Raw genomic sequence first — 6831 nt, forward strand, 5'->3', positions numbered from 1 at the left:
CCACTCTCGGCGGGGGCACCCCCCCGCGCGGGGGTTTGTCCCCGGCTCTCTCGGTGCTCGCGAGGGGCCGGGCCCCGGGGGGGGGGCCCCCCCCCCCCCCCCGGGGTTCGCGTCAGTTGACGGTGACCGCCGGGCTGCCGGTGGCGGTGGTGTCGGTGACGGGCCCGAAGGTGGCGGAGAAGTAGCCGTCGCCCGGGCAGAGCGAGGAGCCGTCGCTCTTGGCGAAGTGTTCGTTGGTGAAGGTCAGGCTGTGGGCGCCGTTGTCGGCGTTGCCGGTGAAGCTGCCGCTGAGCTGGTAGGTGCAGGTGATCGTGCCGAACCAGGTGTCGAGCACGGCGCTGGCCTGGATCGGCCCGGCCGCGCCGCCGACGAGGGTGAGCGGGAGGCCCGCGCCGTCGTCGACGGACAGGGTGAAGGGCAGGTTGCCGACGGTCAGGCTCTCGACGTTCGTGACGCCGGTGACGTTGGCCGTGCACGAGTCGAAGGTGAGCCCGGTGAAGGACTCCGTCGCCGTGCCGGGCGCGGCGGGGTTGGTCAGGACGGTGGCCGAGAGCTGGGAGGTCGCACAGGTGACGCCGGTGGTGCTGGTGGCGGTCGAGTAGAAGGTGGCGCTGGTGTTGGCGGCGAGCGGCGCGACGAGCGCGTCGCCCACGGCGACGGCGGTGGTTCCGGCACTGTCGGTGGTCAACACGGCTGCCGCGTCGGCTATTTGATCCGGTGCCTGGGCGGCGGACGCGGGAATCGCGCCCAGGACGACCGCGGCGACGGCGGCGGTGGCGGCGAGGTGGCGGCGAAGGCGCATGGGAAAGCCTCTTCCTCGGTGAGGGGGATCGAGAAGACGAACTTTCGCTGTGCCCGGAGGGTGGGGATCCGGGCGGCTGCCTACGTTCTAGGCCTGTGGCAGTGCACCGTCAAGGCGATGGGCGGCAGTTGCTGACATTTCGTCAGCAAGAGCCGGTCCGCGGCGGACGAGTGGGCCTGGGCGGCGGCCGGGCCCGGTCAGGATGCTCCACCGCCGGTCGATCGTCAGCCGGCGATCCGGGCCGCCTGTTCGCATGCCATGGGCGGGAGTGGCTGCCACCTGACGGGGACGTCGCGCATGACGAGGGCGCAGTCGAGGGTCGCGCTGCCCGGGGGGAAGCGGTCCGGGTCGTCGAAGAAGGACGATGCGGCGGAGTGGACCCGGCCGGCGTCCACGTGCCAGGCGTCGGTTCCCAGTTCCATGCCGTCCAGGTGGTGGCCGGCCCTCGTGGGGGAGAAGCCCTTCGCGCCGAGCCGGAAGAAGCGGGAGGCTTCGGTGAGGTCGGCGAAGAGCTCGCTGTCCCGCAGATCGTCCGCCAGGTCGACGGTGACGTCCACGCGCGTGCCGCCGTCCCGGGCGGCCAGTGCGACGCGCACCCGGTCGGGGGTCTCGTGGACCTCGAAGTCCGCGCGGCCGTGTTCGCCGGGGAAGAGGAGGCCGCCGGCCCAGGCGTTGAGTGGCGAGGCCGTGTCGCGCCGGGGGATGTAGACGCCGCTCTCGACGCCGTCGGGGCCGTCCCACTCGACGGCGATGCGGTGCGCGGCGTTCTCGCTCCGCAGCCCGAACACCCTGGGCGCCCAGGCGGGCCGGACCTCGCCGAGGCGCAGCAGGCAGATGCCCGCGACGGCGTGGCCGTTGGCCAGGTGGGGGCGCAGCGGGCCGGGGAGCAGTCGTGCGGCGACGTCCGGGTCGACGCGGTAGTTCACCAGGAGGCGTCGTTCGACGACGCTGGACAGCTTCGGCTGCCTCATGATCCCTCGCCCTCGGTTTTGGGCCGCCACTTGGTGTGGCGGAGCACGATCTGTTCGGGGCAGACGGCGCTGAGGAACCGGCCGACGCACATGGCCAGGCGTTCCTCGGCGAGGGCGTAGATGATCCGGTTGCCCTCCCGCCGCTCGGTGACGAGTCCGGCGCCCTTGAGCACACCGAGGTGGCGTGAGATGGACGGCGCGCTGATCGCGAACCTGGCGGCGATCTCGCCGGCCGCGAGCTCGCCGCCCCGCAGGTCTTCGAGGATCTGGCGCCGCGTCGGATCGGCGAGGGCGCGGAAGGCTCCCGTCTCGTCCTGAGCTTCTGTCATGCCTTCTATTTAGCATCTTGGCTAAATGTCTAACAAGTGCTCTGTGAGCTTTCTGTGGGTTGGCGGGTTGGCGGGCTGGCGGGCCGTCGGGAGCGGGCGGAGGCTGGAGGAGCGGGGGCCGGGGCCGCGAGGAGCGAGCACGCATGGGCGAGACGGACGTACTGGTCGTGGGAGCCGGACCGGTCGGGCTGACGGCCGCCGCCGAGCTGCGCCGCCGGGGCGTCGCGTGCCGGATCGTCGACCGCCTGGCGGCGGCGCAGCCGTACGCCAAGGCCGTCGGGATCCAGCCGCGCACGCTGGAGCTGTGGGACGCGATGGGGCTGCTCCCGCGCGTGCTCGACGAGGCCGTGCCGCTCAAGGGGCAGCTGACGTACCTGAACGGCGAGCCCGGGCCGCGCCTCGACCTGCGCCTGCCGCCGGACGTGCCGTACGGGTTCGCCGCGCTGCCGCAGTACAGGACGGAACGCCTGCTCACGGAGCACCTGGCGGGTTTCGGAGCCGCGGTCGAGCGGCGCTGCGAGCTGACGGGCCTGGTGCAGGAGGACGGGCGCGTCCGGGCCTCGCTGGCGACTCCGGAGGGTGACGAGGAGGTGTCGGCGCAGTACGTCATCGGCTGCGACGGCGCGCACAGCCGGGTGCGGCGGTCGCTCGGGATCGGCTTCGAGGGGGACGCCTTCCCCTCGCGCTACATGCTGGGCGACGTCGCCGTCGACTGGGACCTCCCCGAGGGCTGGGCCGTGCGGTCCATGGGGACCGATGGCGACGCGCTGATCTGCGTCCCGCTGCCCGAGGGTCGTTACCGCCTGTCGATGCTCGCGCCCGCCGAGCGGCCGGCGGAGGCGGACGGCGGCGTCGCGCACGGGCTGGAGGACGGCTGGCGGCCCTCGCTCGCCGACCTCCAGGCGGTCGTCGACCGGCTGTCGCCGCGCCCGGCCACGATCGGTGACCTGCGCTGGTCCTCCTCCTTCCGGATCAGCCACCGCCTCGCGGACCGCTACGCCGACGGCCGGGTCTTCCTCGCCGGCGACGCCGCCCACATCCACCCGCCGACCGGCGGCCAGGGCATGAACACCGGCATCCAGGACGCCTACAACCTGGCCTGGAAGCTGGCCCTCGCAGTGCGCGGTCTCGCCGCCGACGGGCTCCTCGGCACCTACCACGCCGAGCGCCACCCGGTGGGCGAGGAGGTCGTGGGGCGTACCGTCCGGCACGCGCGGTCCGGCTTCACCGGGGAGGGGCTGGAGCTGCGGCGCGAGGCACAGCTGCTGGTGAACTACCGGGGCGGGCCGCTGAGCGAGCCGGAGGGCGAGTTGGAGGGTGCGCTGGAGGGTGCCGAGGTGCCCGTTCCCGGCGACCGGGCGCCGGACTGCGGGCAGTTGGAGCGCCCGATGGTGTCGCACCCCGTGCGGCTCTTCGACCTGCTGCGCAGCCCGCACCACACGCTGCTGCTGTACGCGGGGCCGGAGACGGAGCTGCGCAGCCTGCAGGCCTGCGCCGAGGCGGCGGGGGTGGCGGCGCACGGGCTGCTGAACGCGTATGTCGTCTTCGCGCGTGGGGCCGAGCCGTCGGCCGGGCTGTTTCTCCCGGGCCTCCGGGACGCGGGCGGTGCCTTCCGGGAGGCGTACGCGGCGACGGACGGCGAGGCCTTCGTGATCCGGCCGGACGGCTACCTGGGCGCGCGCCTGCCGGTCGGCGACCCGGGGCGTCTGGTCGGGCACCTGCGGCGCACGTTCGCGGTCGGGTGAGCCCAGCGGTCGGCGCTCCGTTCGGTGTCGAGCGCATCGCCGGGCGGTGCCTTTTCCTTCCCTGAGTGGGCTGAGGGCAGCGGGTGGTCGGAGCACTATGCCCATCTCGCGGACGCGCACACCCTTCGGGGCGAAGGCGGCCACCTTCGGGTGAACCACGTGTCCACTGTCCTCGGTAGTGCTGCTTCCCTCCTTAGGGTGCCGTTTGAGGTCAGCCGTTCGGCGAGCCCGGGAAGTACGTAAGGAGTCAACTGCTATGTCTGCACCCGTCGTTGATGTCTGGGGTCAGGTTGCCCCTGGGGCCCGGTCCTCGCTTCCCCCCGCTCCGGAACCGCATGAGGAGTGGGCCCTCGCCGGCGGAACCGCCTGGGTCTACTACAGCCCGCTGAACCGCAGGCAGCTCGTCCGTCCCGTCATCCTCTCCGACGGCTTCTCGAGCGGGGCGAGCAACCTCGACCAGCTCTGGAACGGCCTGGAGGAGAACGGCGACTTCCGCTTCATCTCCGAACTCCACGCGACCGGGCGCGACGTCATCATCCTCGGCTACGAGGACCGGACGGCGTCGATCACGGCCAACGCCGACACCGTCATCGACTGTATCCGCAGGACCATCATGGAGCGGGTCGGCAGGGCGAAGCTGACCGTGGGCGGATTCAGCATGGGCGGACTGGTCACCCGCTACGCGCTGGCGAAGATGGAGCAGGACCCCGCCCTTCCCGACCACGAGACGGCCCTCTACCTCTCCTACGACACCCCCCACCAGGGCGCATGGTTCCCCATCGCCCTCCAGGCGTTCACGCACTTCGCGACGGACAACTGGGGAGACGAGCCCACCCTGGGGCCCGTCCTGCGCCAGTTCTCCGGGCTGCTCAACAGCACGGCCGCGAAGCAGATGGCGCGGTGGCACATCGCGAAGGCCGACGGCACCGCGGAGCAGGCAGAGGAGCGGGCGGCGTTCCTCCGGGCGCTCGACGCGGTCGGTGGCTGGCCGCAGAACGTCCGCAAGATCGGTGTCGCCAATGGTGTGCACTCCGGCGACGGCAACGGCGTCAAGGCCGACGAGACCGCGGTGAAGTGCGACGGTGAAACGCTGCACGACACGTGGCTCAAGACCCAGGCGCAGGGTGACCAGGAAGTCGCCCGCCTGCAGAAGACCGGCGGCGAGCCGGTGCGGGTCCGTACCAGCGGGCTGCCCGACATCGACGGCGCCCCCGGGGGCCTGTTCACTGCGCCGTCCCCGGTGGGCGACACCGGCAGTTTCGGCCTGGCCGCCATGCTCATGGGTCTTCTCGGCAACACCGTGGACCCGGACGTCATCACGACGTCCTGCTTCATCCCGGCCATCAGCGCCGTCGCCGCCGGGGACATCAGCGACCCGAAGGCCCTCTACCAGCCGATCACCCTGGACGGCAGCGCACTCGACGCCTTTGCGTGCGCCAGTCGCAACGAAGGGCACACCACGATGACCGAGGAACTCGGTGCGTGGATCGTGAACGAGATCGTCACGGCCGAGTAGCCACAAGGGTGGGCGGGCTGCCGCCGAGGCGCCCGCCCACCCAGGGCCGCCCGCCGCCGACGCTCACGGCCGGTGTGGCACGCGAGCCCGGCACACCGTGTCCCACCGGCGGTGCCAACCCGGTCCACTGGGCATCCGACCGATCCCCGCGCCGGACCCACTGAGCCTGGCGGTGGGCGCTCGGTGCGGGCTGGTCGGCGAGGAAGGGTGCTTGGCGATCGAGAAGTCGGAGCGGCCGACTTCCTGTGCGGGTCAGTGGGTCAGGTGGTGTGGTCGGTGATGGCCGTCCAGCCGGGGGCCAGGGGCAGGTGGCCGGTGCGGTGTGCTTCGCGTTGGTCGGAGACCCATTGCTCCAGTTGGTCGACGGAGTCCGTGGCAGGTCGGCCCGTCGTGTCGAGCCGGTGGGTGTGCCACCGGGGGTCCGCGGCGGTCCAGGTCGTCCAGCGGTGCCAGGCCATCTCCGGGCCGCTGCCGCCGGTGATGACGTCCGGCCGGTGGCGGGGATCGCGTGCGTGGCCGCGGTGCCAGGCCGCCCAGCCGAGGAAGGCGTCCACGGCGGAGGAGTCCCACCGGCCCGCGTCCCGTGCGGTGAGCCTCTCCCGGCGGACGTCGTCGGCGACGTCGACCAGGCACACCGCGATCCCGTCCAGCAGCGGGGCCGAGGGCGCCGCCAGGACCTCGCCCAGCGGGGACTGGCCGGTCAACAGGAGGTCGACGCCGCGGTCCTGGTACGTCAGGGCGCGACGCACCCACAGCTCGGTCATCCGGTGCCGCCACTGGCGGTCGGCGTTCTCCGGCACCCCGACCTCGTCGAAGTCGTGCACGGCGACCTGCCGGAGCCGGCCGGCCACGGCGAAGGCGAGCGTGGACTTCCCGGAACAGCTGGAGCCGGTCAGTTTCAGCAGCATGCAGCGAGGATGACAGTCCGGCGGTGGCTTCCACGACCGGATTTCAACGCTCCCAGTAGTCGATGTCGGGCAGCCGAACCCAGATGTCGGCGGGGCCGGTGACGGCGCGGGCGCTCGTGGTGGTGGCGGTAGAGGTAGCCGACCAGGACCTCCTCAGGGGAACCGCCGAGCTGGGGGCGCCAGGGATCGGCACCGGCGGCCACGAGGGCCCGGGCGTAGTCCGGCCGGTTGGTCATGACGGCCTCCCACAGTGCCGTCGTCCGGTCCTCAAACGCGTCCACGTCCGAGAGGCGGCCGGCCGGTTCGGCCACCACCTTCGGAGAGCCGAAGCCTGCTGCGTGGTGCAGTGGGAGCCTGCCGCCCCAGACGTTCGGGTCGGTGCCAGCGTCGAGTCGTGCGCGGATCCCGCAGTGGTTTCGCCAGCTCTCCTCCTTCTGCCCGGGTGGGCGCGGGCGTCCGTTTCCGTGGACGATCGCATGCGGGTCTGCCACGACTTGTGCGGTGGGGGGGGGCATGCGGCCCGCGCCGTGAGTAGACCACGAGTGGGTGGGCTAGTAATT

6 protein-coding genes are annotated in these 6831 nt (G+C 72.4%); 2 read left to right on the forward strand and 4 right to left on the reverse strand.

The annotated features are described in order from the left end of the window. Positions 1–112: 112 nt before the first annotated feature. From ACFV4F_RS09925 to ACFV4F_RS09935, 3 genes are all read right to left on the reverse strand, one after another. Complete coding sequence (locus tag ACFV4F_RS09925; RefSeq protein ID WP_380448135.1) at positions 113–802, reverse strand: Tat pathway signal sequence domain protein; 690 nt, start codon at positions 800–802, stop codon at positions 113–115. 224 nt (positions 803–1026) lie between these two features. After that, positions 1027–1773 carry a DUF2071 domain-containing protein gene (locus ACFV4F_RS09930; protein ID WP_380448137.1) on the reverse strand — a complete coding sequence of 249 codons (747 nt, stop codon included), beginning with the start codon at positions 1771–1773 and terminating at the stop codon, positions 1027–1029. Then, positions 1770–2102: a metalloregulator ArsR/SmtB family transcription factor gene (locus tag ACFV4F_RS09935; protein WP_380448139.1), complete on the reverse strand. Its 333-nt coding sequence runs from the start codon at positions 2100–2102 to the stop codon at positions 1770–1772. Before ACFV4F_RS09935 ends, ACFV4F_RS09930 begins: the two co-directional genes overlap by 4 nt. A gap of 143 nt (positions 2103–2245) precedes the next feature. Here ACFV4F_RS09935 and ACFV4F_RS09940 point away from each other — a divergent pair, with 143 nt between their 5' ends. Both ACFV4F_RS09940 and ACFV4F_RS09945 read left to right on the forward strand, forming a co-directional pair. Beyond that, positions 2246–3847, forward strand: a complete 1602-nt coding sequence (locus tag ACFV4F_RS09940; protein WP_380448141.1) for an FAD-dependent monooxygenase — start codon at positions 2246–2248, stop codon at positions 3845–3847. A gap of 256 nt (positions 3848–4103) precedes the next feature. Beyond that, positions 4104–5363 carry an esterase/lipase family protein gene (locus ACFV4F_RS09945; RefSeq protein ID WP_380501393.1) on the forward strand — a complete coding sequence of 420 codons (1260 nt, stop codon included), beginning with the start codon at positions 4104–4106 and terminating at the stop codon, positions 5361–5363. Positions 5364–5623: 260 nt separating this feature from the next. Here the strand turns inward: ACFV4F_RS09945 and ACFV4F_RS09950 are convergent, their stop codons facing one another. Further along, entirely contained in the window at positions 5624–6271 is a 648-nt protein-coding gene (locus ACFV4F_RS09950) for a hypothetical protein (RefSeq protein WP_380501395.1), read from the reverse strand. Between the last annotated feature and the right edge of the window lie 560 nt (positions 6272–6831).

It is taken from the genome of Kitasatospora sp. NPDC059722 (genome assembly GCF_042733235.1).
In the GTDB taxonomy this organism is placed as follows: domain Bacteria; phylum Actinomycetota; class Actinomycetes; order Streptomycetales; family Streptomycetaceae; genus Kitasatospora.